This window comes from Pseudomonas sp. GD04019, from assembly GCF_029837695.1.
Taxonomy (GTDB): domain Bacteria; phylum Pseudomonadota; class Gammaproteobacteria; order Pseudomonadales; family Pseudomonadaceae; genus Aquipseudomonas.
In genome coordinates, this window is record NZ_JAOEEA010000001.1 from 337,809 (window position 1) to 361,407 (window position 23,599).

Here is a 23,599-nt window from a genome sequence, read left to right on the forward strand (position 1 = left end):
CCGCCTAGGCGGGGCTTTTTCATGCCTGCAGCAAACGTCGGTAGAACTCGGCCATTTCAGTCGAGAAGGCCACCAGCACCGCACGCCGCAGATTACTGCCTGCAGGGCGCGGAAGGCGCAGTTCGCTCACTGCGATGCGTGCGGCCGCCTCCGGCGGGTAGCCATAGACACCGCAACTGATGGCGGGAAAGGCGATGCTGGAACAGCCCTGGGCATCGGCCAGGGCCAGGCTGTTGCGGTAGCAGGCGGCCAGCAACGCCGGCTCGCCACGTTCACCACCATGCCAGACCGGCCCGACGGTGTGGATCACCCAGCGCGCCGGCAGACGAAACCCAGGGGTGATGCGCGCCTCGCCGGTGGGGCAACCACCCAGTACGCGGCAGGCTGCGAGCAGGTCGGGGCCGGCAGCGCGGTGGATGGCACCATCCACGCCGCCACCGCCGAGCAGCGAGCTGTTGGCCGCGTTGACGATGGCGTCCAGCGCCAGGATGGTGATATCGCCGTGGAAGACCTCGACCTGCATCGTTCGCCTCCTCGGCAGCCGCGACTACTGCTGCGGCGCCTGCGGGGTTTCCTGACCCATGCAGCGCACGGCCCGCTTCTTGTCGTCCACCAGCACGCCGGTCAGGCCCTTCTGCTGGGTATCGAACAGCACCAGCACGCCATCGATGCACTGGGCCACCTGATTGGCGGGCTTGAGCGAGACCTTGTAGTCCTCGCCGGCGACCGTCTTGAGCATGGTGAACTCGGCCAGCAGCAGGGCGTCCTCCTCCTTGGCGAAGTGCACGTAGCCGTAGTACCAGAGCACGCCAATGGTGCCGATGATGCTGGCGATGCCGGTGAGAATCAGGGGAATGGCGTTGCGTTCTTCGCTCATGGGAAAGGCTCTTGATCCGGAAGGCGCACAGTTTACCCGCAGCTCGCGCACACCGCGCGGGCGGGATGTCGCAGCCGCTACGACTTGCCGCCGGCGCGTACTTCCTCGCGGGCACGGAAGGTGGCGTCGTAGATGCGCTCGGCCAGGCGCGAGAACGGCAGGCTCTGCACCCACACGGTACCGGTGCCCTTGAGGGTGGCGAGCAGGATGCCCTCGCCGCCGAACAGCATGCTCTTCAGCCCGCCGGCCAGGCCGATGTCGTAGTCGATGCCGCTGGTGAAGGCCACCAGGCAGCCGGTGTCCAGGCGCAGGGTCTCGTTGTTCAGCTCCTTGCGAATCACCGTGCCGCCGGCATGCACGAAGGCCAGGCCGTCGCCTTCCAGCTTCTGCAGGATGAATCCTTCGCCGCCGAAGAAGCCGGCGCCGATGCGCTTGTTGAAGCTGATGCCGATCTCGGTGCCATAGGCGGCGCAGAGGAAGGCGTCCTTCTGGCAGATCAGCCTGCCGCCGACCTGGCTCAGGTCGATGGGCACCACGGTGCCCGGATAGGGCGCGGCGAAGCCGACCCGGTGCTGGCCGTTGCCTTGATTGCTGAAGTGGGTCATGAACAGCGACTCGCCAGTGAGCAGACGCTTGCCGACGCCCCACAGCTTGCCCAGCACGCCGCTGGCCGAGCCGTCACCCATGCGCGTCTCGAAGCGGATGCCCTCGGTCATGTAGTTCATCACCCCGGCCTCGGCGATCACCGTCTCGCCCGGGTCGAGGATGATCTCCACGGTCTGCGCCGAGGCGCCGAGGATTTCGTAGTCGAGTTTATGGCTGGCCATGGCGAGGGTTCCTTGATCGGTAGCCCGGATGCAATCCGGGACAACGGCCAACCCGGATTGCATCCGGGCTACGGCTTGCACTTAGAGGATATTGGCATAGTCCGCTTCGATGCGATCGAGGCTCAGATGGTTGAGGAAGTTAGAGAAGCACATCCAGGCCGCCAGCGCGTTGAGATCGCGGAACTGCGGCGGCAGGTATTTGGGCGGTGCCACCAGGCCTTCGTCCACCAGCTGGCGCAGGGTGCGCATGTCTTCCAGGGTGGTCTTGCCGCAGAACAGCAGCGGGATCTGCTCCAGCTTGCCTTTGCGCACGGCGAGCTGGATGTAGTTGTAGATCAGGATGAAGCCCTTGAGGTAGGACAGATCCTTGGTGAACGGCAGGCCATCCGGGGTGGAGCCGCGGAACGCGCGGCTGGCGTTGCCGTAGCTTTCCTCCAGGGTGAAGCCCTGCTCGCGATAGAACTCGTAGACCTGCAGGAAGTCCGCCCCCTCCTCCGCCATGTGGATGGCGCGGGTGCGGTTGGTCAGCTTGCGCAGGCGGTACGGGTAGGAGGCGAAGGCGATCACCTCCATCAGGATGGCCAGGCCTTCCTGGGTCACGGTCGACGAGGGCGGGCCTTTGGCCAGGAAGGTGCACACCGGCTGGTTGAGGCCGTTGAGCGTGGTGCCGACATGCACCATGCCCTCGTGCACTTCCAGCGCGCGCACGTCGCGCTCGTTGAACAGGGCGTCGGCGCGCACCTTGATGTAGTCGGCGCCGGCCGCCGCGTCGGCGACTATGCCGTCGGACTCGAACACGCGGATGGTGTCGTCGCCGAACACCTTGGCCAGGCGCTCCTGCAGGATGGCTACTGCGTCCTTGGCAGTCAGCGTCTTGGCCTCGTCGACCAGATCGCCGCGAGCGGCGATGTTGTTCAGGTAGCCGGAGAGCATCACGCCGAGGTCGGCCAGGGTCGGGTCGCCGGCGTGGAAGGCGTCCGAGGCGGCGCCATACAGCTCCTGGGAGATCAGGCCGAAGTCGGCGGTACCGCGCGCCTCCAGCATGCGGATCACCATGCGGTACTCCTTGCACATGCGCCGCATGATCTGCCCGACCGGGTTGAACTGGCCGAGCTGGCGGGTGATGTCACGTTCGATGTTCTGGAATTCCAGCTTCTTGGCCGTGGAGTCGAAGGCCAGCGGGCGGCTCTCGTAGTAGGCCCGGTCCACCGCCGGCAGCTCGCGCCCCTTGGCCTTGAGGAAGCCCTGGCGGATGCTGTCGTCCCACTTGATCGCATCGAGCACGCGGATCGGCGTCTGCGCCTCGACGATGCGCCCGGACAGGGCGCGGATGATGCCGTGGTAATCGTCCTGCGACTTGCGTCGGCTCATGCCAGCCCCTTATTCGGCACTGCGCTGGTAGCGCGCCACTTCGACGAAGACGTCGGCGTTGGCCTGGTCGTCGAGGTAGCTGAATACCTTATCCAGCGGGCTGGTGACCAGCACCGCCTCGCCCTCGGGAGTTTCCACCGGCTGGCCCTGCAGGGCGCCGCCCTCCATCTCCTGGAGGATGCGTTCGACGTCGAGGTTGTAGATCACCAGCTCGTTGCCGGTGGTCAGCTCGAAACCGGCGATGGCGAAGTTGGCACCCAGGCGCTTGGGCAGGCCGGCCGACATGTACCAGCGGCGACCATGATGGGCCACGGTGAAGCCGTACTCCTCGGCCACCTGGTCCTCGGCTCCTTCGCCCCAGGCCTTGGCGCTGTACACGTTGGAGCCGGCACGGGCGATGCTCAGGTACTGCTGGTCGCCCCATTCGTCCTTGCGCTCCCAGTCGCCGAGCAATGGCATGGGCGCCGCCTCGTTGGCCGGGATGGGATCCTTGAAGGTCACCAGGCAACCGCTCAACAGCAGGCAACTCAGGGTGGCTAGGGCCACGCGCCAGGCTTTCATCATGCACTCCTTGTGAGGTTCTGGGTCGTCGGATGGCGCAAAGAAAAGCCCCGCCAAGGCGGGGCCGGACCTCATGGTAGGGGCAACTCGTTAAGCCCCGATGACCAGATCGAGGAAGCGCTGCAGCACCGCGCGCTGAGCCTCCAGATCGAAGTCTTCCACCCCGTCGACAATGGCATGATATTCCATCCGCAAAACCAGCGTAGTCAACACCTGCGCGTCCTCGAACGGCGCTGTGGAGCCCATGGCCCGCACCGCGCGCTCGGCGAAGCGGAAACGCAGGCTCTGGTGGGCGAGGAACAGCGGGCGCAGATCGGCGTTGGTCAGCGCCTCCTGGCGGAAGGCCAGCTCCACCAGCAGCTCGTCATCGTGGTCACGCATCTTGGCCTGGACATGGGCCACGGCCAGGTCGATGAAATGGCTGACCATTTCGCGGCGGGCGCCCGGGTCCTGCTCGATGGCCGCGGCGATGCGGCGGAAGTCCTCGTCCACCCCGGCCCACAGCGTCGCCAGGCTGGCCGAGCTACGTTTGACGAACAGCGCGAAGCTGTCGGCGATCAGGTCCTGGATGTCATTGAAGTAGTAGGTGGTGGCCGACAGCGGCACGCCGGCCTCGGCGGCCACCGCGCGATGGCGCACGCCGCGCAGCCCCTCGCGAACGATAATGCGCAATGCCGCATCGAGAATGCTCAGGCGGCGCTGTTCGCTGCCCTGGCGACTGGCCTTGCGGCCGCGATACTGCACGGATTCGGCTAGGTCGCCGGCCAGTCTGACCGGGCATTCCGAGGCGGAGCTGAGGTTCACTGCTGATGGTTCCTCGCACTGACTGAAGATAAAAAACAGGGGCCTGCCGCGACGGTAGACCCCTGAGTTTCAAACAGCTAAGTGGCCAAGTGCCACTCTCACCTCGACGGTGCCCGTTCCAGAGCCTCCGATCAAGCCTGCGGCCGCATATGCGGGAACAGGATCACATCGCGGATGGATGGCGAATTGGTCAGCAACATTACCAGCCGGTCAATCCCGATACCCTCACCGGCGGTGGGCGGCATGCCGTATTCCAGAGCGCGGACGAAGTCGGCGTCGTAGTGCATGGCTTCGTCGTCACCGGCGTCCTTGTCGGCCACCTGCTGCATGAAGCGCTCGGCCTGGTCTTCCGCGTCGTTCAACTCGGAATAGGCGTTGGCGATCTCGCGGCCACCGATGAACAGCTCGAAGCGGTCGGTGACGCTCTGGTCGTCGTCGCTGCGACGGGCCAGCGGCGAGACTTCGAACGGGTAGCGGGTGATGAAGTGCGGCTGCTCCAGCTTGTGCTCGACCAGCTCCTCGAAAATCATCACCTGCAGCTTGCCCAGGCCTTCGAAGCCGAGCACCTTGGCACCGGCCTTCTTGGCGATCTCGCGAGCCTTGTCGATGTCGTTGAGGTCGGCGGCGGTGATGTCCGGGTTGTACTTGAGGATCGAGTCGAACACCGACAGGCGCACGAACGGCTCGCCGAAGTGGAACACCTTGTCGCCGTAGGGCACATCGGTGGTGCCCAGCACCGCCATGGCCAGCTCGCGGAACAGCTCCTCGGTCAGGTCCATGTTGTCTTCGTAGTCGGCGTAGGCCTGATAGAACTCGAGCATGGTGAACTCGGGGTTGTGCCGGGTCGAAACGCCTTCGTTACGGAAGTTGCGGTTGATCTCGAAGACCTTCTCGAAACCACCGACCACCAGGCGCTTGAGATACAGCTCCGGGGCAATACGCAGGAACATCTGCATATCCAAGGCGTTGTGGTGGGTCTCGAACGGCTTGGCCGCGGCGCCGCCGGGAATGGTCTGCAGCATCGGCGTTTCGACTTCGAGGAAGTCGCGTTTCATCAGGAAGCTGCGGATGTGGGCGATCACCTGGGAACGCACGCGGAAGGTCTGGCGCACGTCTTCGTTGACGATCAGGTCAACGTAGCGCTGACGGTAGCGCTGCTCGGTGTCGGAGAGGCCGTGGTGCTTGTCCGGCAGCGGGCGCAGGGACTTGGTCAGCAGGCGCACGTCGGTCATCTCGACGTACAGGTCGCCCTTGCCGGAGCGGGCCAGAGTGCCTTCGGCGGAGATGATGTCGCCCATGTCCCAGGTCTTCACCGCGGCCAGGGTTTCTTCCGACAGGGTCTTGCGGTTGACGTAGACCTGGATGCGCCCGGTCATGTCCTGGATCACCATGAACGAGCCGCGGTTGAGCATGATGCGCCCGGCAACCTTGACCGGAATGGCAGCGGCTTCCAGCTCTTCCTTGCTCTTGTCGACGTACTGTTTCTGCAGGTCGGCGCAGTAGTTGTCGCGGCGGAAGTCATTGGGGAAGGCGTTGCCCTGCTCACGGATGGCGGCAAGCTTCTCTTTGCGCTGGGCAATCAGCTTGTTTTCTTCCTGTTGCAGTTCGTGCTGGTCGAGTTGTTGGTCGCTCATGTCGTCGTCATTTCCGTCACGGTGTCGTTGCCGCCCTCGGCGCGAGGGCGGAATCGAAAGGTATTACAGGCCTTGCTTGAGGCTGGCCTCGAGGTACTGGTCGAGGTCGCCATCGAGGACCTTCTGGCAGTCGCTACGCTCGACGCCGGTCCGCAGATCCTTGATCCGCGAGTCATCCAGCACGTAGGAGCGGATCTGGTGGCCCCAGCCGATATCCGACTTGGAGTCTTCCAGGGCCTGGGAAGCGGCGTTGCGCTTCATCATCTCCAGCTCGTACAACTTGGCCCGCAGCATCTTCATGGCGGTGTCCTTGTTGGCGTGCTGGGAGCGTTCGTTCTGGCAGGCCACCACGGTATTGGTCGGCACGTGGGTGATACGCACCGCCGAGTCGGTGGTGTTCACGTGCTGACCGCCGGCGCCGGAGGAGCGGTAGGTGTCGATGCGCAGGTCGGACGGGTTGATCTCGATCTCGACCTTGTCGTCGATCTCGGGGGAGACGAACACCGCCGAGAACGAGGTATGGCGACGGGCGCCGGAGTCGAACGGGCTCTTGCGCACCAGGCGGTGCACGCCGATCTCGGTGCGCAGCCAACCGAAGGCGTACTCGCCCTTGACGTGCACGGTGGCGCCCTTGATGCCGGCGACTTCGCCTTCCGACAGCTCGATGATGGTGGCATCGAAGCCGCGTTTGTCGGCCCAGCGCAGGTACATGCGCAGCAGGATATTGGCCCAGTCCTGGGCTTCGGTACCGCCGGAGCCGGCCTGGATGTCGAGGTAGGCGTTGTTCGGGTCCATCTCGCCGCTGAACATGCGGCGGAATTCCAGCTTCTCGAGGATTTCGCGCAGGCGCTCGACCTCGGCGATGATGTCGTTCACCGCGCCTTCGTCGTTCTCTTCGGCGGCCATTTCCAGCAGATCCCTGGAATCGGCCAGGCTGCCGGTGAGGTCATCGATGGTTTCGACGATCTGCGCCAGCATGGCGCGCTCGCGGCCCAGGCTCTGTGCGTACTCGGGCTTGTTCCAGACGCTGGCATCTTCCAGCTCGCGGTTTACTTCGACCAGGCGATCATGCTTCTGATCGTAGTCAAAGATACCCCCGAATCGACAGGGTCCGCTCGGACAGGTCCTTGATGCTGTTGAGGATCGGATTGATTTCCATGGTGGGCAGCACTCTCGGGCAAAGGCGCAGAACGACCGGCTCCGGCCCGTCGGAGCGGCGTTGCGCCTGGCTCGACCGGGCACGGCAGGGGCCGCGACCGCAAAGTTTCTGAAAAGCCGGCGAGTATACCCGACTCGCCGCGCCCTGGCAGCCCGCGCACTGACCGGCGGGCCGCGCCCGCTCACGATCTAGTGAGCTAGAGACAAACGGGGGCGAGAGTGAGCGAAGAAGCGCAGTTTACAAGCGGTAAATGAGCAGTCTGAGAGAGCTTTCGCTCCCGTTTAGCCGACGCGCAGCAGGTCGTGTGTGGGCGCCCCTCAGAATTTCACGCTCAGCCGCGCCGCCAGGGCGTTGTCGCGGGCATCCTCGGCGTAGTGGCCGGCGTAGGTCAGGCCGAGATAGCAGCGCTCGCTCAGCTCGTGATCCAGGCTCAGGTCCAGGCGCAGGGTGCTGCGTTCGAACTCGCGACCCTGCAGGCGCAGCGCGTCGCCCTCCTCGCTCCAGGCGCGACTGGCCAGCCGGTCGCCGCCCAGGTCCTGACGCAACGCCAGGCTGGCGCGGCCGACCCACTTGCGCTGCTGCACATACCAGGGCGCGGCCAGACGCCAACCGAGAGTCAGATAGCCGCTCTCCTCGTCCGCGCCGGGCAGACGCAGGCCGCGCTCGCGCTGGCTGGGCGCATCCAGCTGCACATAAGCCAGGCCGGCGAAGGGCTCCAGGGTGAAATCGCGGAAATCCAGGGCCAGGCTGCTCTCACCGAACAGCTGCCAGCTGCGCGCCCGCTCGCCCCGCTCCAACTCGTGCCAGCTCTGCAGCGCACCGAGCTTGAAGCCCAGCTGGTTGTAGATGCGCGTGGCGGCGTACAGGCCCAGGTGCGTGCTGTCGCTGTCGGCATGGCCGGCATCATCCTTCAGGCGGGTGCGGGACACCCCGGCCAGCACGCCGCCGATCCACTGCCCGCCCAGTGGCCGATCCAGGCCGAGCAGCAGTCCCTCGCCGTTACGCTGCAAACCGCCATCCCAGGCACCATCGATGCCGTAGGCGCGCGACCAGAGCGGCCAGTCGCCTTTCTGCGCCTGCTTCTCACGGAAGGCGAAACGCACCTGCTGCAGACGATCCAGCGCCGCCTCGCGCGGCAGGCGGCTGTCGTCCAGCAGCAGTGCGCGCTGATCGAGCAGCAGATCGTCGGCCAGCGCGGCCTGGCCGATCAGGGCCAGCACCATCGCGCTCAGTGTCGTTCGCCTTGCCATATCCGCCCTCCCGCTGGACTGGCGGGAGTCTATCAGGGCAGTGGCTGCGCCGTGGTCACCGCCAGCCAGGGCCCGCGCGACTCGCCGGCCAGGGCGCTCCAGTACCAGGCCGAGTGGTCGCTGAAGCTGATTCCAGCGGCATCCTCGATATATTCGCAGACCCGCAGCGGGCCGCCCGGGCCCTCGGCGACGAAGCAGCGCTGCACACCGGAAGCGGCAACGCGCCGCTCCAGCGCCTGCGCACCGATGCGATAACCGAGCCCGCGAAAACAGTCTGCCGCCGGGTGCAGCTTGCGCGTCGGCCGGGTGACATGCCGCAGGCTGATGATCCGTTCGCCGTCGCTGAAACGGCCGATGGCGCCGGGAAACTGCGCAGCAAAACTCAGCTCCACCGGCGACAGCGCCAACGGGCGCAACTCGCGGCCGGCAAAGTAATGCGGCCATTCGTGCGAGCGAACCAGCGGCTGCGCCGGCTCCGCCTGCCCCTGCAACAGCGGCCAGCCACCCAGACAGAGAAACACCAGCGCCAACGACGCCTGCCAGAGGCCCGCTGCGGCGACTACCGGAGCCCGCACCGGAAGCGGCGCCGCTTGCCACACGCCGGCGCCGACGATGCGCAGCACCAGGGCGCAGACCACGCCGAACACCAGCAGGCCGATACCTTCGTGCATCCAGCTCGGCCAACCCAGGCGGCCGGTTTCCTGTAGTACCAGCAGACTATTGCGCAGGATATTGCCGACCAGCACCAGCGCGCCGAGCAGCGGAATCCTGCGCAGCAGCAGGCGGTCCGGCAGGCGCAACCAGGCGGCGGTGGCGAAGGCGGTGAAATAGGCGACCCAGGCCATCTGGATACCGGAACACGGGGCATCGACCATCACCAGTTGCCCGCCCACCTCCAGCGCGCAGCCCTGACGCAGAGTCTCCAGCCCGCCAGCGCGCAGCAGCCAGACACTGGCCTCGGCGGTCAGCACGCGCAGCGGATAGCCCAGATAGAACTGCAAGGAGGACAGCAACGGCAGCGCCAGCAACCCCAGGCCGAACCAGGCCAGGCGCGGCTGCCCGGCGCTGCGCAGCGCCATGGCCACGCCGAGCACCGCCAGCACGCCCAGCGCGGCGCGGGGCAGCGGCGGCCAGAACCCCTGGCTGAGCACCGCCAAGGCGGCCAACACGACCGCCGCCAGCAGCCAGCCCACGCGCGGTGCGTCAAGAAAGCCGGTGCGCTCGCGCCACAGCACCAGCAGCAATGCGCCCAGCGCGACGATGCCGTAGGGGTCATCCGAGCCATCGCTCAGGCGCCGCGCACTCCACAGCCATAGCGGCCACAGCGCGGCGCTCGCCAGCAGCAGCCAGAGCCAGGCCGGCAGGCGCGGCAGCTGGTCAGTGCGCATGGCTGCGGCGCCGGCTCGCCCAGAACATGCCCAGCGCGGCGACCAGCAGCATGGCCCAGGCCGCCGGCTCTGGAGTGCTCGGCACCAGCGCGCCGATCGCCTGATTGCTCACTCCTTGCGGCAGCGGCAACGGCTGCTGGACCTTGGCCGCCGCGCCCGGCTGCGGATTGCGCACTTCGTCATCCACCGCGACGAACGAGGTATAGGGCGTCAGCAACCCATACTTGAGGCCGAGGTCGAGAATCGCCTGGCTGTGCTCGTAGCCACCCTCCAGGGTTTCCTGGTCCACCAGCGTGGTCACCCGGCGGCGCGCCCACAAATGGGTCAGCGCCTGGCTGTCCTTGCGCACCTCGGCCGCGACTATCGGCACCTCGGCCTGGAAGAACCCCTGGCTGCCATGTCCCTCCACCCGCAGTCGCCCCTGGGCCGGACCGCGCCACTTGCCGAACACCGCCAGCGGGCGCTCGGCGAACAGGTCCGGCAGTAGCGCCGGCTCCACGTCGTACACATCCAGGCCTTCGAAGGTCAGCTTCGGGCTGGCCAGCAGCGGTGCATCGATCATCCGCCGCAGACGCTCGGCCTCCTGCTGCGCCGACTCGGCATCCAGCACAACGAACGGCTCGCCCTGACCCGCGCGGGCCAGCCCCTCGATCAGCTGGCGATTGACCGAACTGCCAATGCCGAAGGCGAACAGGTTGGCCTTGTCTAGGTTCTCGCGCACCAGCCGGAAGGCCTCCCGCTCCACCGCCACGAAACCATCGGTAACCACCACGAAGCTGCGCGAGCGCTCGGCATCCACCGGTATCGCCAAGGCCTGGCGCAGCGCCGGCAACAGTTCGGTGCCACCGGAGCCCATCTGCGTGTCGAGCAGCGCCAGCGCCGTCTCGATATTTTCTTCGGTGGCCGGCTGCGACTGCGGCGCCAGCATGCTGCTACTGCCGGAGAACAGCAGGACGTTAAAGCTGTCGGCCGGGCGCAGGCCGCCGATCAGCTTGCGCAGCAGCTGCTTGGCGGTATCCAGCGGGAAGCCGTGCATCGAGCCGGAGATATCCACCACGAAGATGTACTCGCGCGGCACGATCAGGCTGCTCGGCGCCTGCTTGGGCGGTGCCACCAGGGCGAGAAAGAAGTTCTCCTGCTCGCCTTCGCTGAGCAGCACGCCGCTCTGGAAGTCGGCGCCAGACAGGCGATAGTCGAGCACGAAGTCGCGATTGTTCGCCGGCCGGCCGTCGTCGCCCAGGCTCAGGCGCAGCCGGTTGGCCTCCACCTGTTCACGTTGCAGCGCGTGGCTGGGCGAGGCGACGTCCGCCAGCGGCGTCGGCGCCATCATGTCGATGGCGAGACTGAAGCCGGCACTCGATGGCACGCCCTCGCCCAGATGAGCGGTGGCGATCCATGGCTCGACCTTGTGGCTCGCGCTGCCCGGCTTGCCGTTGTAGCGCGGCCCGACCACCGTCGGGAAGACGAAGCGATAGACGCCCTCCTCCGGCAACAGCAGCTCGGTGTAGCGCAGCTCCACATCGACCTCATCGCCCGGCAGGATGTTGGCCACCTGCATCTGGAACACGTTCTCGCGCTGCTGCTCCAGCAGCGCCGCGGTCTTGCCGGCGCTCTTGGCCTGCTGGTACTCCACCTTGGCCTTCTGCTTCTCGCGGATCTGCGCACGCAGCTCGCGCTCGCCCAGGCGCACGGTCATGCCGTACACCGCCGCGCGGGTCGAGCCGGGGAACACATAGCGCGCCTCCAGCGCCTGCTGGCCCTCGTTGCGATAGCGCTGCACCACGCGCACATCGGCCATCACGCCGAGAATGCGCACCTGCACATCGGTGGACTTCAGCGGCAGGGCGTCCACCACGCCATCGCCGCCCTCCACCGCGAAGTAAGGGCTCTCGCCCTGATCCTGCTGCGCCGCCACCAGCGTCGAACAACCCAACAGCACCAGCCCCAGGGCCGTCCGCAGAGCCCGCCTACCTATTCCCGGCAACATATCCACCTCCCGCTCACGATTGCTGATGGCGGGATGCTGCGAGCGCAGAGTGTGAAAAGTTTGAAGATTGCGTGGGCTTTATGTGGAATGCTCGCCGAGCGGCCTGAACTACCCTGAAAAAAGGCCCGACACCCCGCTATGGCCCGCGCCAGGGCGAACCGCCACCGTCACGCATTCGGAGTCGCCGTTCATGCGCCCAGCCTTCAGTCTGCGCAGCCATATCGCCCTGCTCATCGCCCTGTTGGTGACCCTGCTCAGCTGGCTGCTCGGCACCCTGATCGGCAACGACTCCAGCCAGCGCATCCGCGAGGAAGTCGGCCGTGACCTGGTAGAAGTGTCGCTGCAGATGATCGACCGCCTGGACCGCGACATGGCCAGCCGCGCCGCCTACCTGCAGGTGCTCGGTAGCCTGAATGTACTGCGCCAGCCGGACGACGCCGGGCAGATCCGCGAGCTGCTCGACCGCCTCAAGCAGGAGATTCCCAGCATCGCCTGGATCGGCTTCACCGATCCCAAGGGCACCGTGCTGGCCGCCAGCGGCGGCATCCTCCAGGGCGCCAGCCTGGCCCAGCGCCCGGTGTATATCCAGGGCTACCGCGGCCTGTTCATCGGCGATGTGCACGAGGCCGTGCTGCTGGCCAAGCTGCTGCCCAATCCGAGCGGCGAACCGATGAAATTCGTCGACATCAGCCTGCCGGTGTACGGCCCGAACGACAAACTGGCCGGGGTGCTGGCGACCCACCTGTCCTGGACCTGGGCAGACGAGGTGCGCCGCTCGCTGGTCGAACCCATCCAGCAGCGTCGCAACGTGGAGTTTCTGATCCTCGGCCGCGACCACACGGTGCTGCTCGGTCCCAAGGCCATGATTGGCCAGCGCCTGGAACTGAGTGCCCTCGAGCGCCCTCTCGCCAAGGACGGCCAGTGGGCCGTACAACGCTGGCCGGACGGCCAGGAGTACGTCACCGGTTTCGCCGCCAGCCATGGCTACCAGGGTTACGCCGGCCTCGGCTGGATCGTGGTGGCGCGACAATCGCTGGACGAAGCCTACGCGCCGGCCCGGGCGCTGAGCCGCAACATCGTGCTGTGGGGCGTCGGCCTGGCGCTGCTGTTCGCCGCCACCGGCTGGCTGCTGACCGGCTATTTCACCCGCCCGCTGCGCCAGATCGCCGAGGCCGCCGACCGCCTCAGCGCCGGGCAGATCGCCGAGATCCCCGATCTCGACAGCCCGCGCGAGATCGCCGTGCTAAGCCAGTCGATCCGCCAACTGGTGGAGAGCCTGACCCATCAGCAGAACGCCCTCGGCCTGATGGAGAACAAGGCCCACAGCGACCCACTGACTGGCCTGGCCAACCGTGCCGCGCTGGAGAAATTCCTCATGCTGGGCAAGCAACGCGAAGGCTGCCTGGCCCTGCTCTATCTCGACCTGGACGGCTTCAAGCCGGTCAACGACAAGCTCGGCCACGCTGCCGGCGACCAGTTGCTCAGACACGTGGCCGTGCGCCTGCGCGGCTGCGTGCGCGACGGCGACATGGTGGCACGCCTGGGCGGCGACGAGTTCGTGCTGGTGCTACAGGTGCAGGAAGAGGAAGCGCAGGCGCGCATTCGTCACGTGGCCGAGCGCGTGCTGCATGGCCTGCAGCAGCCGGTGCGGATCGACGAACAGGAAGTCAGGATTGGCTGCAGCATCGGCGGCGCCCTGTGGCCGCTGGACAATCCCGAGCTGGAGAGCGTGCTGGAGATGGCCGACCAGGCGCTGTACCGCGCCAAGCATGCCGGGCGTAACCGCGCGGAGTTCCAGGACACAGCCCAGAACCCCGCGTAAACCTCAGTTGACCACCAGCTCCTGGCGCACCTGGGCTTCCAGCTCGGCCTTGAGCGAGGGCTCCAGCTTGAGCTGGCGGGCCAGCTCCTCCAGATAGGCGCGCTCCATGAAGTGCTCCTCGTCCACCATCAGCACGCTGGCGATGTACATCTCCGCGGCCATCTCCGGGGTAGTGGCGGCGCGTGCCACCTCACCCGGATCGAGCGGTTTGTTCAGCTCGGCATCCAGCCAGCGCATCAGCTCGGGGTCGTTGGACAGCGCGCCGATCTGCTCCTCGATCAGTTGGCGCTCCTTGGCGTCCACATGACCATCGGCCTTGGCCGCCGCCACCAGCGCCTTAAGGATGGCCTGGCTGTGCAACTCGGCCTGGGGCGCCGGCAGACGGTCGACGGTCTGCGGCTCGACGCGCGGCTGCGCGGTGCCCTGCTGCTGGGCCTGCCAGTTGCCATAAGCCTTATAGGCGATCACCCCGAGGGCAGCCAGGCCACCGTAGGTCAGCGCCTTGCCACCCAGCTTGCGCGCGCTCTTGTTGCCCAGCAGCAGGCCCAGGGCACCGGCCGCCAGAGCGCCACCGCCGGCGCCCTTGAGCAGGGTGCCGAGATCGCCACCACCCTTGACACCGCCGCTCGCGCCGCCGGCAAGGCCGCCGAGCAATCCGCCCAGGCCGCCGGATGACGATGAGCCGGACTTCTGCTGCAGCAGGTCCTGGCCGGATTTGAGCAATTGGTCGAGCAGTCCACGAGTATTCATCTGAGCCCTCCTTCAGGGGTTAACCGATCCATGGAGGTGCCCCGATTCTAGCCATATGACCTGCAGGAGGGGGTGACGCAGTGCTTCGGAATATTGCAGAGCGCCTTGCGGAACCCGCAAGCGGAGCGTGAACCAGTTCAGGGATTCGCACGGAACTGGACAAGTGTGCTCGCAAAGGGAGCAGGCCATCACATTTGCTCGGCAGGCGATCTTTCAGGATCGCCCGAGTCCCGCCACCCCGGCGGCCGGAGCAGCCGCCCATGCCCCTGCCTTCGCCCCATCGCCTTGTTCCGCGCCGCGCCTTGCTCGGCGCCTTGGGGCTATTGGTCGGCCTGGGTGGCACACCGAGCAACGCCGGCAACACCCAGCCCTCGGCGCTGGCCGAAGCGATCAGCAGCAATCGCCTGCAAGCCTGGCAGCAGTTGCTGGAGCAGCCCGCCAGCGGCGACGAGGCGCTTGTGCTGGAGCAGGTCAACCGCTTCGTCAACCGCAGCGTGCTGCATGGCGAGGATCTGGATGTGTGGGGCGAGGCCGACTACTGGGCCACGCCACGCGAGACCCTCGGCCTGGGCCGCGGCGATTGCGAGGACATCGCCATCGCCAAGTATTTCGGCCTGATCCAGCTGGGCGTGCCCAGCGCCAAGCTGCGCCTGACCTTCGTCAAATCCCTGGAGCTGAAGCGTGCGCACATGGTGCTGGCCTACTACGCCGACGAGCGCGCCGAACCGCTGATTCTCGACAACCTGCAGGCGCAGATCCTGCCGGCCCGCGAGCGCCGCGATCTGCTGCCGGTATACGCCTTCAACAACCACGGCATCTTCCTCGGCAGCGCGCCGCAGCGGCAGTCCAAGCAGTCACCGCAGTTGCTGTCGCGCTGGCAGGATGTCAGCGCGCGGGCGCTGGCCGAGGGCCTCTCGACCAACAACCCGCACGCCATCTAGCGCCTGGCGCCGCGCTCGTAGGCGCCCAGATCGCACACCGCCAGGTCATCGCCGTTACCATCGCGCGGCCGCGGGTAGCCACGCTGATCTACGGTCGGGCACGTACCGACACCTGCGTCCAGTGCCGGGCTGGCGGGAGGAAGGCTGAAAGTCGGCAAACCGGCGCTGTTGTCGGCCAGTGCATAGAGCACCTTGCCGTAGATGCTCTGATCATCGACATAAACAGCGGCTGGGCAATTGCCCGAATCGAGGCCGAGCAGCAGCCCGCTCGCCCGCTGGACGGTTGCGTCGTTGATGCAATTGCCGAACTGGTTGTCGACAATCACGCTGTTGCGCATGTCCAACAGACCTCGGTTATGCAGCCCCACCGCCGCGTTATCGGCAATGGTGACGTGCAGCAACTTCATGCGCGGGGAGTAATACAGAAGATCGGTGGCGCCACCGTTGGCCACTGCAGAATAAAACCCGTACCTCGAACTGCTAGCCGCCACCGTGACATTGGACATCGTCAGTACGCCATAGACCGCATTGCGTACAGCGACGCCTTCGTCGCCATCGGCCCGGCTGTCCAGAATGGCCACCCGCGCCAGGCTGGCCTCACCCGTATTGAACAGGGCCGCCCCCGCGCTGATGCTGTTGGAGCTGATGACCGAATTGCCACGGAACAGGGTGTCACGCACGCTCAATGTGCCGGTATTGAACAGGGCACCGCCCTCAGCGCGGCCAAGATCATAATTGGCGATGCCGTTGCCCTCCAAAATGCTGTCGTAAAGCTCTAGCGTGCCCTGGTTGTATATCGCCCCACCACGGTGCTCAGCAAACCACAGGTACCAGATACGCAGCCCCGTCAGCAGACTGCGACGCAGCACGACATGGCCGCGATTCTCGATACCGCCGCCATTCGAGGTGGTATAGCCGTTGCGCAATGTCACATCCTGCACATCCAGCGCCGCGCCGGCTTCCACCTCGAACAACCTGTCCATGCTTCCGCCGTCGATGATGGTATCCTCTCGAGTGACGCCCACCACGGTCAGATTGCCGGCGAGTACGTCGAGATCACCATTGACGTTCTGATCCTCGTCATAGACGTCACCGTCCACACCATATTCCGGTGGCAAGGAAAGCTGATAGGTACCGGCCCGCAGCACGATGCGATTGGTGCCACCCAACTGGTTGTTCACGCTAACGGCATCGCGCAACGAACAATGGGCATCGCAGATACCATCGAACTCATCGTTGAAGCGGTTGACCTTCAGGTCCTGGGCCAGTACGGCATCAGAAAGCGCAAGAACAGACGCGCAGGCAAGCGCGGATATGGAGTAGCGCATGGCGGAGGCTCCAGATACGGGACGTTATTCGCGGACAACGCCCAGCTTCCGCAGACCTGTCACACAAGGGCGACGGATAACTTCTTAGGGGTGCGCAGGAACCCAGTCAAGACCGCTCGTCCACCAGACCTCATCGCGGCGCCAGGGCCAGCACGCCCTGGCCGTGGCCTGAGCGCTCAGCGAACCTTCGAGCCGCGCTCGTAGGCGCCCAAGTCGCACACGGCTACTCCGTCACCGTCGCCATCCTGCGGCCGCGGGTATCCGCGCTGATCTACGGTCGGGCACGCGCCTACACCCGCATCCAGAGCCGGGCTGGCGGGAGGCAGGCTGAAGGTCGGCAAACCGACGCTGTTGTCGGTCAGTGCATAAAGCACTTTGCCGTAAATACTCTGATCATCGACATAAACAGTTGCAGGGCAGTTGCTGGAGTCGGCGCCTAGCAGCAATCCGCGAGAAATTAGGCTCCCCGCGTTGACGCAGTTGCCCTCCCGGTTATCGATAAGCAGGCTGTTGCGCGCGGTCAAGCTGCCCTGGTTGTGCACCCCGACGGATAGATTATCCGCAACGGTCGCGTGAATCAGCTTCATCGAAGGAGTACCCGGATACATGGGATAGTCGCTCCCGTTGGCAATGGCGGCGAAGCTCTCCTTCCCAGCGAAGGGTGTCTCCGCCACGGTGACATTGGCTAGCGTCAGCGAGCCTTCGCCATCGTTGCGTATCGCCGCGCCCTGGCCGTCGCCACTGTTGCTGACGAAGGATGCCCGTATGACGCTGGCCACGCCGGTATTGAACAAGGCCCCGCCGATGCCAGTTTCGTCGTCGGTACTCACGCCATTGTCGACAAACAGCGTGTCTCGCACCTTGAGCGTGCCAGAGCTGAAGATGGCTCCGCCAAAAGCCCCACCGCTGTCTCCCGTTAGCACATAGTTGCTCTTGAATTGGCTGGCATACACCTCGAGTTGGCCACTGCTGAAGATTGCTCCTCCGCTCTGCTCACCGCCCCATGGATATCGGCAGCGGTTCTGGGTCAACAAGCTGTGGCGCACGGTCAGCTGGCCACGGTTTTCGATTGCCCCGCCGTCCTCGGAGGTCTCCCCGTTGCGCAGCGTGAGATCCGACACCGTCAGAGCAGCACCGGCCTCGACCTCGAACAGACGGTCGACCGCGCCACCGTCGATGATGCTGTCGCGACTGTCGGTGCCGACCAGGGTCAGAGAGCCGGCGAGCACATCGAGGTCACCATTGAGGTTCTGGTCCTCGTCGTACACCTCACCCTCCTCGCCGTAATCGGGGGGCAACGCCAGGGTGTAGGTGCCGACGGGCAGGAGGATGCGGTTGTCACCACCCAGCAGATTGCTGGCCGCGACGGCGTCACGCAGCGAACAATGGCTATCGCAGATACCGTCGAACTCATCGTTGAAGCGGTTGACCTTAAGGTCCTGGGCCAGGACAACATCGGAAAGGGCAAAGACAGACGCGCAGGCAAGCGCGGATATGGAGTAGCGCATGGCGGAGGCTCCGGATACGGGACGTTATTCGCGGACAACGCCCAGCTTCCGCAGACCTGTCGCACATGGGCGACGGATAACTTCTTAGGAGTGCATAGTCCCCCAGTCAAGACCGCTTATCTGCCAGGCCTCAGCACGGTGCCCAGGGGCTGGCCGCCATTCGGTCTTCAGCGCCAGCTCGGGGTGCTCCTCGCCCACCACCCGCTCAGCGAACCTTCGAGCCGCGCTCGTAGGCGCCCAGGTCGCACCCGACCACTCCATCCCCATTGCCATCCTGCGGCCGCGGGTAGCCGCGCTGGTCGACCTGCGGGCAAAGACCGACACCGGCATCCAGCGCCGGGCTGACCGGCGGCAGACTGAAGGTGGGCAAGCCCGCACCGTTGTCACTAAGTGCATACAGAACCCTGCCGTAGATGGCCTGCTCGTCGACATACAGGTCCGCCGGGCAGTTGCCCGAGTCGCTGCCGAGCAGCAGGCCGGCGGAACGCACGATGGTTCCGTAGTTGATGCAGTTGTTCTGCGGGTTGTCGACGATCACGCTGTTGCGCAGTTCGAGGAAGCCGTCGTTATACAACCCCACCTGCCCATTGCCGGCGATGGTGACATTCAGCAGCTTGAGGCGCGGGCTACCGGGGTAGGCCCAGTGGTCCGAGCCGTTGGACACCGCCGCATCCGTCTCGGACTCCTGGCTGCCGCTGCCCGTGATCGTGGCGTTGGACAGGGTCAGCACGCCGTTGCCATCGTTGCGCACCGCGGTGCCCGGGCCGTCGCCCCTGCTGCCCAGAATCGCCACGCGGGCCATGCTGGCCTCGCCGGTATTGAACACCGCCGCGCCGAAGCCGGTAACGTCATCGGTGTCCACCACGTTGTTCTCAAACAGGCTATCGCGCACCTGCAGCCGGCCGGCGTTGAACAGCGCGCCACCCTGGGCGCTGCCGCTGTCATTGATGTTGATGACGTTGTGTTGAAAGAGGCTGTCGTAGACCACCAGCGTGCCTTCGTTGTAAATCGCGCCGCCGTAGTGCTGACCATCCCACTGGTAGGAGATCAGGTTGTCGGCCAGGCGGCTGCGCCGCACGATGAGCTGGCCGCGGTTCTCGATGGCTCCACCGTGGGTCGAGGTGAAGCCGTTGCGCAGGGTGAGGTCATCGGCATACAGCACGGCCCCGGCAGCAACCTCGAACAGCCGATCGATGCGGCCACCGTCGACAATGCTGCCGTCTCGCCCGGCGCCCACCAGAATGACGCTGCCGACAATCACATCGAGGTCGCCGTTGAGATTCTCATCCTCGTCGTAGACCTCCCCCTCCTCCCCATACTCCGGCGGCAGGGACAGCTGAAACGTGCCCGCCGGCAGCAGAATGCGGTTGGGCCCCTGGCCCGTCTGGTTGTGCGCGCTGATCGCGTCACGCAGCGAGCAGTGGGCATCACAGACGCCATCGAACTGATCATCAAGACGGTTGACCCGAAAATCATGGGCCAGTGCGGAGTCGGCAAGAGCAAGAACGGATGCGCAGGCAAGCGCGAACGGGACATGACGCATGGCGGAACCCCCATGGGCAGACGTTATCGCGGATAACGCCCGGCTTCCGCTCCAGCGCCGCATCGTAGCGGCGCATTAACCTTTAGAAGCCCACCCCGGTAGCGTCAACGCCACTCATCCGGTCAGCTCAACGCGGAGCCAGATGCGCCACCATCAGCTGCACGCTCTCGCGGCCTTGGTATTCGTTGACGTCCAGCTTGTAGGCCAGCTCCACCCAGCGCACGTTGGGGTTGGGCCAGGTGTCGCGGTCGACGTTGAAGGCGATGCCGTCCAGGGTCTGGCCGCCACATTCGGTCTTCAGCACCAGCTTGAGGTGCTTCTCGCCCACCACCCGCTGATTGACGATCTGGAACACGCCGTGGAACAGCGGCTCGGGGAAATGCTGCCCCCAGGGCCCGGCATGGCGCAGGGCCTTGGCCAGCTCCAGGTGGAACTCCTCGACGCCCAGCTGGCCGTCGGAGAGCAGGCGGCCGGTGAGATCGTCCTCGCTCAGCTGGCGGCGCACCTCGGCGTCGAAGGCGGCTGCGAAGGCGCCGTAGTTCTCCTGCGGCAGCGACAGGCCGGCGGCCATGGCGTGGCCGCCGAACTTGCTGATCAGCCCCGGATGCCTGGCCGCGACCGCGTCCAGCGCATCGCGGATATGCAGCCCCGGCACCGAGCGCGCCGAGCCCTTGAGCAGGCCGTCACCGGCGTCGGCGAAGGCGATGGCCGGGCGGTGGTAACGCTCCTTCAGGCGCGAGGCGAGGATGCCGATCACGCCCTGGTGCCAGTCCGCCTCGAACAGGCACAGGCCGAACGGCATGTCCTCGACGTTCATGTCCTTGAGCTGGGCCAGCGCCTCGCGCTGCATGCCCTGCTCGATGGCCTTGCGGTCCTTGTTCAGGTCGTCGAGCTGCTGAGCCATGTCGCGCACCAGCGCCTCGTCGTCGCACAGCAGGCACTCGATGCCCAGGCTCATGTCATCCAGGCGCCCGGCGGCATTCAGGCGTGGCCCGAGGATGAAGCCGAGGTCGGTGGAGCTGATGCGCCCATGCTGCCGCCCCGCCACTTCGAGGATCGCCCGCAGCCCCGGCCGCGCCCGGCCGGCGCGGATACGCGCCAGCCCCTGATGGACCAGGATGCGGTTGTTGGCGTCCAGCGGCACCACGTCGGCCACGCTGCCCAGGGCCACCAGGTCGAGCAGCTCGCCCAGATTCGGCTCGGCTGCGCCGCGGCTGGCAAACCAGCCGATCTCGCGCAGCTTGGCGCGCAGGGCCAGCAGCACATAGAACATCACCCCGACCCCGGCCAGGGACTTGCTCGGGAAATCGCAGCCCGGCTGGTTGGGATTGACGATGGCGTCCGCCGCCGGCAATTCAGGCCCCGGCAGGTGATGGTCGGTGACCAGCACCTTGAGCCCGGCGGCCTTGGCCGCGGCCACGCCCTCGACGCTGGAGATGCCGTTGTCCACGGTCAGCAGCAGATCGGGTTGACGCTGCAGGGCCACGGCGACGATTTCCGGCGTCAGGCCGTAGCCGTACTCGAAACGGTTGGGCACCAGGTAATCGACATGGGCCGCGCCGAGCATGCGCAGGCCGAGCACGCCGACCGAGCTGGCGGTGGCGCCGTCGGCATCGAAGTCGCCGACGATCAGGATGCGCTGGCGTTGCTCCAACGCCTGCACCAGCAGTTCCACCGCGTCGTCCATGCCCTTCAACTGCTGGTACGGAATCAGCCGCGCCAGGCCCTTGTCCAGCTCGGCGGCGGACTGCACACCCCGGGAGGCGTACAGGCGGGTCAGCAAAGGCGGCAGATCGCCCAGGTCGGGCAGGTTTTCGGGCAAGGGGCGAAGATCGATGCGCATGGGTATTCCGGTTGTTCTGCTAGGCGGCCCAATAGCGGCGCGGAAGACTCCCTCTCCCTTTGGGAGAGGGCTGGGGTGAGGGTGTTACGGGCAGCTCGGAGCCGCCGGATAGTCCCTCACCCCTGGCCCCTCTCCCAAAGGGAGAGCGGAAAGATCAACGCTCGCCGTGCAGCCACTCCAGCGGGATCTCGTGCTGGCCACGCTCGTCGGTAACGTAGAGCAGACCGTCGCTGATCATCACGCTCCAGCTCACCGAACGCGGCAGGTCGCGGGCCAGGTGCTCCAGGGCCTCCTGGTCCACGCCGACCACGTTGATGTTCTTCAGGCTACGCACGCCATCGAGCACCTTGTTCTGCCACACCCGCAGGCTGCCATAGGCCACCAGGCTGAAACGCTCGGTGCGGCGCGAGCACCAGGTGATGCGCTCGGCATCCGGCTGGCCGACTTCGATCCAGTGCAGCACGCGGTCGTCCAGGCTCTTCTCCCACAGCGCCGGCTCGTCGACGTCGGACAGGCCGCGACCGAAAGCCAGCTGCTCGTGGTACCACAGCGCATAGGCGATCAGCCGCACACACAGACGCTCCTCGGTCTCCGAGGGATGCTTGGCCACGGTGAAGCGCAGGTTCTCGTAGACGTTGCGGTCGATGTCGGTGAGGTTCAGTTCGACTTTATAGGGCGTGGCTTGCAGGGCCATGGGCGGGCTTCTTGGCTGGCGGGAAAGGCGGCAAGTCTACCCGAAAGGCCGACTCGCCACGAACCCGGCCGCTCAGCGGGAGAAGCGTGCCCAGAGCTGCTCGAACTCCGCCGCATAGGCCGCTACCAGCTGCGGGTGATCGGTCACCATCAGGTTCTCCTCGTTGCTGGTGCTGGCGCTACGGGTCCAGTTGAAGCTGCCGTTGAGCAGCAGGCGGCCATCGAACAGGGCGAACTTGTGGTGCATGTGGAAGGGGCTGTCGTCGATGCGCAGCGGTACGCCTTGGGCGAGCAGCTGCTGGATGTCGCTGCCCTCGTCGAACTGCTTTTCGTTGTCGCTGATCACCCGCACCGCCACGCCACGGCGATGACAGGCGACGATCTCCTCGCTGAGGCGATCGTCGGAAATGGTGTAGATGCAGATATCCACGCTGCTGCGCGCCTGGCGGCACAGCTCGCGGATCTTGCGCAGGCAGTCCTCGCCGGGGCTGAAGTGGGCGCTGGCCACGGCCGGGCGCGGCGGCGCACTGGCGGCGTCGAGGGTCTTGATCACCTGCTCCAGCCATTTCAAAGCCGGCAGCAGATTGGCCGTGTCTGTCAGCGCCAGGTCGCGCACCAGGTCGAAGGCGCGGTTGCGCAGGTAACGGATCTGGTCCGGCCCCAGGTCGCTGCCGAGCTGGCGCAATTCGTCGCGCTCCTCGTTGCTCAGCTTGAGATCGACCAGGCTGTCGCGCAGTTGCTGGTCGAGACGGGCAAAGTCCATTTCCGTATCCTCAGGTCGTGCTTCGACGCCGACTCAGCGCGGCAAACAGCACGCCGCACAGGGCACCGAACAGGTGGTATTCGAAGGAGATGCCCTGGCTCGGCAACAGGCCGAGCCACCAGCCGCCGTAGTAGAACAGCACCAGCAGGGCGATCAGCAGGCTGCCCAGGCTGTGCTCGAACCAGGCGCGCGCAAGCAGCAGGCCCCACAGGCCGAACACCCAGCCACTGGCGCCCAGGTGCATGCCCGGCCGGGCGAACAGCCAGACCAGCAGGCCGCTGCCGATAATGATGAAGGCGCTGGCCGCAAGGAACTGCCGCAGCGAACCGAGCAGCGCCAGCCAACCCAGCAACATCAGCCCCGGCAGGTTGTTCAGCAGATGCCACCAGCCGGCGTGCAGCCAGGGCGCGAAGAGTATGCCGGGCAGGCTGCCGGTGTAACGCGGTAGCACGCCCCAGGCATTCAGGGCATTACCGCTGAGACTGTTGCCTACCTGTAGCGCCAGCATCAGCGCGGCGATGCCGGCGAGCAGCCGCAGGCGCGGTGCCAG

The 23,599-nt window shown here is 66.0% G+C and carries 21 protein-coding genes; 2 read left to right on the plus strand and 19 right to left on the minus strand.

The window, feature by feature from the left end:
• Window positions 1–19 precede the first annotated feature (19 nt).
• From N7607_RS01585 to N7607_RS01635, 11 genes are all read right to left on the minus strand, one after another.
• Complete coding sequence (locus N7607_RS01585) at window positions 20–523, minus strand: O-acetyl-ADP-ribose deacetylase (RefSeq protein WP_279867189.1); 504 nt, start codon at window positions 521–523, stop codon at window positions 20–22.
• Window positions 524–547: 24 nt separating this feature from the next.
• Entirely contained in the window at window positions 548–877 is a 330-nt protein-coding gene (locus N7607_RS01590; RefSeq protein ID WP_279867188.1) for a hypothetical protein, read from the minus strand.
• 77 nt (window positions 878–954) lie between these two features.
• Window positions 955–1,704, minus strand: a complete 750-nt coding sequence (locus N7607_RS01595; RefSeq protein ID WP_279867187.1) for a TIGR00266 family protein — start codon at window positions 1,702–1,704, stop codon at window positions 955–957.
• 81 nt (window positions 1,705–1,785) lie between these two features.
• Window positions 1,786–3,075, minus strand: a complete 1,290-nt coding sequence (locus N7607_RS01600) for a flavohemoglobin expression-modulating QEGLA motif protein (protein WP_279867185.1) — start codon at window positions 3,073–3,075, stop codon at window positions 1,786–1,788.
• A 9-nt stretch (window positions 3,076–3,084) separates the two neighbouring features.
• Window positions 3,085–3,636, minus strand: coding sequence for a hypothetical protein (locus N7607_RS01605; protein WP_279867184.1), 552 nt, complete (start codon window positions 3,634–3,636; stop codon window positions 3,085–3,087).
• A 90-nt stretch (window positions 3,637–3,726) separates the two neighbouring features.
• Window positions 3,727–4,440 (minus strand): TetR family transcriptional regulator, encoded by a 714-nt coding sequence (locus tag N7607_RS01610; RefSeq protein WP_279867183.1) that lies wholly within the window; start codon window positions 4,438–4,440, stop codon window positions 3,727–3,729.
• 131 nt (window positions 4,441–4,571) lie between these two features.
• Window positions 4,572–6,074, minus strand: a complete 1,503-nt coding sequence (gene lysS / locus N7607_RS01615) for a lysine--tRNA ligase (RefSeq protein WP_279867181.1) — start codon at window positions 6,072–6,074, stop codon at window positions 4,572–4,574.
• A gap of 63 nt (window positions 6,075–6,137) precedes the next feature.
• Window positions 6,138–7,233, minus strand: a protein-coding gene (gene prfB, locus N7607_RS01620) for a peptide chain release factor 2 (RefSeq protein ID WP_279867179.1) whose coding sequence is annotated in 2 segments (ribosomal slippage) — window positions 6,138–7,160 and window positions 7,162–7,233 — 1,095 coding nt in all. Because the reading frame shifts where the segments join, the coding sequence is not laid out codon by codon here.
• Window positions 7,234–7,550: 317 nt separating this feature from the next.
• Window positions 7,551–8,483: an autotransporter outer membrane beta-barrel domain-containing protein gene (locus N7607_RS01625; protein ID WP_279867177.1), complete on the minus strand. Its 933-nt coding sequence runs from the start codon at window positions 8,481–8,483 to the stop codon at window positions 7,551–7,553.
• Window positions 8,484–8,515: 32 nt separating this feature from the next.
• Window positions 8,516–9,871 carry an exosortase Q gene (xrtQ, locus tag N7607_RS01630; RefSeq protein ID WP_279867175.1) on the minus strand — a complete coding sequence of 452 codons (1,356 nt, stop codon included), beginning with the start codon at window positions 9,869–9,871 and terminating at the stop codon, window positions 8,516–8,518.
• Window positions 9,861–11,858 carry a VIT domain-containing protein gene (locus N7607_RS01635; protein WP_279867174.1) on the minus strand — a complete coding sequence of 666 codons (1,998 nt, stop codon included), beginning with the start codon at window positions 11,856–11,858 and terminating at the stop codon, window positions 9,861–9,863. The genes xrtQ and N7607_RS01635 overlap by 11 nt, the downstream gene beginning before the upstream one ends.
• Before the next feature lie 190 nt (window positions 11,859–12,048).
• Here N7607_RS01635 and N7607_RS01640 point away from each other — a divergent pair, with 190 nt between their 5' ends.
• On the plus strand, window positions 12,049–13,680 hold the full coding sequence (locus N7607_RS01640; protein ID WP_279867173.1) for a sensor domain-containing diguanylate cyclase: 1,632 nt from the start codon (window positions 12,049–12,051) through the stop codon (window positions 13,678–13,680).
• 3 nt (window positions 13,681–13,683) lie between these two features.
• Here the strand turns inward: N7607_RS01640 and N7607_RS01645 are convergent, their stop codons facing one another.
• The gene (locus N7607_RS01645) at window positions 13,684–14,430 is read right to left on the minus strand and encodes a tellurite resistance TerB family protein (protein ID WP_279867171.1); all 747 of its coding nucleotides are present in this window, start codon (window positions 14,428–14,430) and stop codon (window positions 13,684–13,686) included.
• Between the two features lie 260 nt (window positions 14,431–14,690).
• Between N7607_RS01645 and N7607_RS01650 the strand changes: the two genes are divergently transcribed.
• Window positions 14,691–15,371 (plus strand): transglutaminase-like cysteine peptidase, encoded by a 681-nt coding sequence (locus N7607_RS01650; RefSeq protein ID WP_279867170.1) that lies wholly within the window; start codon window positions 14,691–14,693, stop codon window positions 15,369–15,371.
• On the opposite strand, the gene N7607_RS01655 is transcribed toward N7607_RS01650, so the two are convergent.
• The 7 genes from N7607_RS01655 to N7607_RS01685 all read right to left on the minus strand — a co-directional run bounded on the left by N7607_RS01655 (window position 15,368) and on the right by N7607_RS01685 (window position 23,557).
• Window positions 15,368–16,699 (minus strand): choice-of-anchor Q domain-containing protein, encoded by a 1,332-nt coding sequence (locus N7607_RS01655; RefSeq protein WP_279867169.1) that lies wholly within the window; start codon window positions 16,697–16,699, stop codon window positions 15,368–15,370. The two genes, N7607_RS01650 and N7607_RS01655, sit on opposite strands and share 4 nt — an antisense overlap.
• A 176-nt stretch (window positions 16,700–16,875) precedes the next feature.
• Entirely contained in the window at window positions 16,876–18,207 is a 1,332-nt protein-coding gene (locus N7607_RS01660; protein WP_279867167.1) for a choice-of-anchor Q domain-containing protein, read from the minus strand.
• A gap of 205 nt (window positions 18,208–18,412) precedes the next feature.
• Window positions 18,413–19,750, minus strand: coding sequence for a choice-of-anchor Q domain-containing protein (locus N7607_RS01665; RefSeq protein WP_279867165.1), 1,338 nt, complete (start codon window positions 19,748–19,750; stop codon window positions 18,413–18,415).
• A 127-nt stretch (window positions 19,751–19,877) separates the two neighbouring features.
• On the minus strand, window positions 19,878–21,593 hold the full coding sequence (gene recJ, locus N7607_RS01670; RefSeq protein WP_279867164.1) for a single-stranded-DNA-specific exonuclease RecJ: 1,716 nt from the start codon (window positions 21,591–21,593) through the stop codon (window positions 19,878–19,880).
• Between the two features lie 154 nt (window positions 21,594–21,747).
• Window positions 21,748–22,287, minus strand: a complete 540-nt coding sequence (locus N7607_RS01675) for a YaeQ family protein (RefSeq protein ID WP_279867162.1) — start codon at window positions 22,285–22,287, stop codon at window positions 21,748–21,750.
• A gap of 72 nt (window positions 22,288–22,359) precedes the next feature.
• Window positions 22,360–23,049, minus strand: coding sequence for a phospholipase D-like domain-containing protein (locus tag N7607_RS01680; RefSeq protein WP_279867160.1), 690 nt, complete (start codon window positions 23,047–23,049; stop codon window positions 22,360–22,362).
• Between the two features lie 10 nt (window positions 23,050–23,059).
• Window positions 23,060–23,557: a rhomboid family intramembrane serine protease gene (locus tag N7607_RS01685; RefSeq protein ID WP_279867205.1), complete on the minus strand. Its 498-nt coding sequence runs from the start codon at window positions 23,555–23,557 to the stop codon at window positions 23,060–23,062.
• Between the last annotated feature and the right edge of the window lie 42 nt (window positions 23,558–23,599).

Coding starts and splice junctions, on each gene's coding strand:
- N7607_RS01645 (WP_279867171.1), bottom strand. CDS start 14,430: ATGAATACTCGTGGACTGCTCGACCAATTGCTCAAATCCGGCCAGGAC.
- N7607_RS01650 (WP_279867170.1), top strand. CDS start 14,691: ATGCCCCTGCCTTCGCCCCATCGCCTTGTTCCGCGCCGCGCCTTGCTC.
- N7607_RS01585 (WP_279867189.1), bottom strand. CDS start 523: ATGCAGGTCGAGGTCTTCCACGGCGATATCACCATCCTGGCGCTGGAC.
- recJ (WP_279867164.1), bottom strand. CDS start 21,593: ATGCGCATCGATCTTCGCCCCTTGCCCGAAAACCTGCCCGACCTGGGC.
- N7607_RS01640 (WP_279867173.1), top strand. CDS start 12,049: ATGCGCCCAGCCTTCAGTCTGCGCAGCCATATCGCCCTGCTCATCGCC.
- N7607_RS01655 (WP_279867169.1), bottom strand. CDS start 16,699: ATGCGCTACTCCATATCCGCGCTTGCCTGCGCGTCTGTTCTTGCGCTT.
- N7607_RS01665 (WP_279867165.1), bottom strand. CDS start 19,750: ATGCGTCATGTCCCGTTCGCGCTTGCCTGCGCATCCGTTCTTGCTCTT.
- N7607_RS01625 (WP_279867177.1), bottom strand. CDS start 8,483: ATGGCAAGGCGAACGACACTGAGCGCGATGGTGCTGGCCCTGATCGGC.
- N7607_RS01660 (WP_279867167.1), bottom strand. CDS start 18,207: ATGCGCTACTCCATATCCGCGCTTGCCTGCGCGTCTGTCTTTGCCCTT.
- N7607_RS01635 (WP_279867174.1), bottom strand. CDS start 11,858: ATGTTGCCGGGAATAGGTAGGCGGGCTCTGCGGACGGCCCTGGGGCTG.
- N7607_RS01675 (WP_279867162.1), bottom strand. CDS start 22,287: ATGGCCCTGCAAGCCACGCCCTATAAAGTCGAACTGAACCTCACCGAC.
- N7607_RS01590 (WP_279867188.1), bottom strand. CDS start 877: ATGAGCGAAGAACGCAACGCCATTCCCCTGATTCTCACCGGCATCGCC.
- N7607_RS01680 (WP_279867160.1), bottom strand. CDS start 23,049: ATGGACTTTGCCCGTCTCGACCAGCAACTGCGCGACAGCCTGGTCGAT.
- N7607_RS01605 (WP_279867184.1), bottom strand. CDS start 3,636: ATGAAAGCCTGGCGCGTGGCCCTAGCCACCCTGAGTTGCCTGCTGTTG.
- lysS (WP_279867181.1), bottom strand. CDS start 6,074: ATGAGCGACCAACAACTCGACCAGCACGAACTGCAACAGGAAGAAAAC.
- N7607_RS01600 (WP_279867185.1), bottom strand. CDS start 3,075: ATGAGCCGACGCAAGTCGCAGGACGATTACCACGGCATCATCCGCGCC.
- N7607_RS01685 (WP_279867205.1), bottom strand. CDS start 23,557: ATGCTGGCGCTACAGGTAGGCAACAGTCTCAGCGGTAATGCCCTGAAT.
- xrtQ (WP_279867175.1), bottom strand. CDS start 9,871: ATGCGCACTGACCAGCTGCCGCGCCTGCCGGCCTGGCTCTGGCTGCTG.
- N7607_RS01595 (WP_279867187.1), bottom strand. CDS start 1,704: ATGGCCAGCCATAAACTCGACTACGAAATCCTCGGCGCCTCGGCGCAG.